The organism is Streptomyces sp. (assembly GCF_031181555.1).
Classification (GTDB): domain Bacteria; phylum Actinomycetota; class Actinomycetes; order Streptomycetales; family Streptomycetaceae; genus Streptomyces; species Streptomyces fimbriatus.
Map to the genome: position 1 here is coordinate 14,930 of NZ_JAPSKQ010000133.1, position 3,673 is coordinate 18,602.

2 protein-coding genes and 2 pseudogenes are annotated in these 3,673 nt (G+C 70.7%); all 4 read left to right on the forward strand.

What is annotated here, in order from left to right:
* Positions 1-589: pseudogene (locus tag RIM90_RS23345) on the forward strand (hypothetical protein); the annotation flags it as partial.
* Positions 590-595: 6 nt separating this feature from the next.
* Positions 596-1,903, forward strand: coding sequence for an iron uptake transporter deferrochelatase/peroxidase subunit (gene efeB, locus RIM90_RS23350; protein ID WP_309062710.1), 1,308 nt, complete (start codon positions 596-598; stop codon positions 1,901-1,903).
* 71 nt (positions 1,904-1,974) lie between these two features.
* Entirely contained in the window at positions 1,975-2,907 is a 933-nt protein-coding gene (gene pheA, locus RIM90_RS23355; RefSeq protein ID WP_309062711.1) for a prephenate dehydratase, read from the forward strand.
* 575 nt (positions 2,908-3,482) lie between these two features.
* Positions 3,483-3,673 (forward strand): annotated as a pseudogene (locus RIM90_RS23360) (serine--tRNA ligase); the annotation flags it as partial.

The window sequence follows — 3,673 nt, forward strand, 5'->3', positions numbered from 1 at the left end:
GGGCTCCGCGCGGGCCGCTCAGCTCGCCCGGCAGCGGGCCGCGATGGAGACCGCCCGGCAGAAGCGGCTGCGGGACGCCGACCCGAACCGCTTCGGCCTGCGCCGCTCCGTACTCGCCGAGGCGGGCGTCGCCGTCGTCCTGCTCGCCGTCACCACCGTGCTGACGCAGACCGAGCCGGGGCGCACGGAGCAGGAGGCCGAGGCGGTCGCCTCCGCCTCGTCGTCCGCCGCGTCCGGCCGGGGCACCGGCGCGGTGACCCTGAACATGCCGTTCGACACCGGTGGTGAGGACGGCAAGGGCATCGTCACGGTCGACCTCGACCCCGCGCGGGTCGGCGACAACGACCTGCACGTCTATGTGGAGCGCCCGGACGGCGAGCCCTTCGACATCCCCGAGGTGAAGGTCGCCTTCACCCTCTCCGCCGAGGACATCGGCCCCCTGCCGGTCGTCCCCGACCACATCACCACCGGACACTGGTCGGCGAGCGGCGTACAGATCCCCATGGCGGGCGACTGGAAGATCGAGGCGACCGTGCGGACGTCCGACATCGACCAGGTGACCGTCTCCAAGAACGCGAAGATCGGCTGAACCACCATGGCTGACCAGTCCATTCCGCAGGCCCGCACCCCGGAGGCACCCCGGGAGGAGGCCGTCGCACAGACCACCGGGGCCACCGGATCCGCCGGGAAGGGCATGTCCCGGCGCAGGCTGCTCGGCACCGCCGGGGCCGCCGGTCTCGTGCTCGGTGCGACGGGCGGGGCGGCCGTGGGACACGCGGCGGCGCCCGCCGGGGCCACTCCGCTGACCTCGGTGGGCACCGGACGGGTGATGTTTCACGGGAAACATCAGCCCGGCATCACCGAGGGGCTCCAGGCCCGCGGCCATCTGATCGCCTTCGACCTGGCGCCCGGTGCCGGCCGCAAGGAGGCTGCCGCCCTGCTGCGCCGCTGGTCGGACACGGCGCGCCGGCTGATGGCGGGCGAGCCGAGCGGGCAGGACGACACCGGTGTGGCCCGCGACGCCGGCCCCTCCTCGCTGACCCTCACCTTCGGCTTCGGCCACAGCTTCTTCGCGCGCACCGGCCTGGAGAAACAGCGTCCGGCCGCCCTGGACCCGCTGCCCGACTTCTCCTCCGACCACCTCGACAAGGCCCGCAGCAACGGCGACCTGTGGGTGCAGATCGGCGCCGATGACGCGCTCGTGGCCTTCCACGCCCTGCGTGCCGTGCAGAAGGACGCGGGGTCGGCGGCCAGGGTGCGCTGGCAGATGAACGGCTTCAACCGCTCGCCGGGTGCCACCGCCCGCCCCATGACGGCTCGCAACCTGATGGGCCAGATCGACGGCACCCGCAATCCCGAGCCCGCCGACCCCGACTTCGACCGGCGGATCTTCGTCCCGGAGAAGGGCGAGCCCGCCTGGATGGCGAACGGCTCCTACGTCGTCGTCCGCCGTATCCGCATGCTGCTGGACGACTGGGAGAAGCTTCCGCTCAGGGAGCAGGAGAACGTCATCGGGCGCCGCAAGTCCGACGGGGCGCCGCTGTCCGGGGGCACCGAGACGTCCGAGATGGACCTGGAGAAGACGGACGCCGAGGGCAACCTGGTCGTCCCCTTCAACGCCCACGCCAGGATCACCCGCCCCGACCAGAACGGCGGCGCGGCGATGCTCCGGCGCCCGTTCTCGTACCACGACGGCATCGACGCGGACGGGGTGCCGGACGCGGGCCTGCTGTTCATCTGCTGGCAGGCCGATCCGCTGCGCGGCTTCGTTCCGGTGCAGCGGAAGCTGGACCGGGGCGACGCCCTGACCCCGTTCATCCGGCACGAGGCGAGCGGGCTGTTCGCGGTGCCGGGCGGCGCGGCGGAGGGCGAGTATGTGGGGCAGCGGCTGCTGGAGGGATGAGAACCGCCCCGCGTCACCCCCTGGGGTTGCGTCCGGAGCTGCCGCCGACGCGGGCCCATTAGGGTGAGGTCATGCCAGCGAGCTATGCGTATCTCGGCCCCGAGGGCACCTTCACCGAAGTCGCCCTGCGCACGCTTCCCGAGGCCGCCACCCGGGAGCTGATCCCGTACGTCTCCGTGCAGTCCGCGCTCGACGCGGTCCGCGCCGGCGAGGCCGAGGCCGCTTTCGTGCCCATCGAGAACTCCGTCGAGGGCGGCATCACCACCACCCTCGACGAACTGGTCGCGGGCACCCCGCTGATGATCTACCGCGAGGTGCTGCTGTCGATCACCTTCGCGCTGCTCGTCCGTCCCGGCACCAAGCTGTCGGACATCAAGACGGTCACCGCCCACCCGGCCGCCCAGCCCCAGGTCCGCAACTGGCTCAAGACCCACCTCCCGGACGCCCACTGGGAATCGGCCGCCTCGAACGCGGACGGTGCGCGTCTGGTCCAGGAGGGCCGGTACGACGCCGCCTTCGCCGGCGAGTTCGCCGCCGCCCGGTACGGCCTGGAGGCCCTGGAGACGAACATCCACGACGCGGAGAACGCCCAGACCCGGTTCGTGCTGGTCGGCCGGCCCGCCCGGCCCGCGGCGCCCACCGGTGCCGACAAGACCTCCGTCGTGCTGTGGCAGCGCGACGACCATCCCGGCGCCCTGCGCGACCTGCTGGGCGAGTTCGCCACGCGGGGCATCAACCTGATGCTGCTCCAGTCCCGGCCGACGGGGGCGGGTATCGGCAACTACTGCTTCTGCATCGACGCCGAGGGACACATCGCGGACCGCCGGGTGGCCGAGGCGCTGATGGGGCTGAAGCGGATCTGCCTGCAGGTGCGTTTCCTCGGTTCGTACCCGCGCGCGGATGTGCGGCCGGGAGAGGTGCTGCCTCCGTTCCCCGGTACGTCGGACGAGGAGTTCGTGGGTGCGGCGGACTGGGTGGCGCGCTGCCAGGACGGCCGGTTCTGACGGAGGTCCCGGTCCGGGCGGTGCCGGTCCTCACCGGTCCTTCCCGCCGTGTGCCGTTGTCCACAGAAGTTATCCACAGGTCCGCTTCTCGACCTGGGGACAAGTCGACAGGTACGCCCCATTCGGTCGACAAATCACCCTGCGGGCCATGATCGCATCCACCGTCCCGCAGATCACTTTCGTCCACCCTTTTCCTCTGGTCAATCCTTTGGGGTGAACTGTTTTCCCTCAAAAGTGAGGTCAGGGGGAGTTTGTTCACAGAATCCTGAGGCTCGACCCCCTTTCGGAGGGAGCAATTCCGAAGTCCACAGATCTTCCCCACAGCCTGTGGATAACTTTCCGAAGGTGTGGATGCCTGTGGACAACCAGGCCCCAAGTGTCGTGCGCGCCAAGGAATTCGAGTCAACCGACGACCCGCGCCCCCACCCGCACCGGGGAGATGAAGCCCCTTTCCTTGACGCGCCCCCTCCCGAGACGGCGGAACACACTGCGCAATTCACCCATAACGGAAAGTGAGTCGCCGTGCCGCAATAGTGAGTCGTGGGCCGTCGCACCGCACCGGTAGCCTTGACCGCGTGATTGACCTTCGCCTGCTTCGTGAGGACCCCGACCGTGTGCGTGCTTCGCAGCGCGCCCGTGGAGAGGACGTCGCGCTCGTCGACGCCCTCCTGTCTGCCGACGAGCGGCGCAGGTCGTCCGGCGTCCGCTTCGACGAGCTGCGCGCCGAGCAGAAGGCGCTCGGCAAGCTCATCCCCAAGGCGGCCGG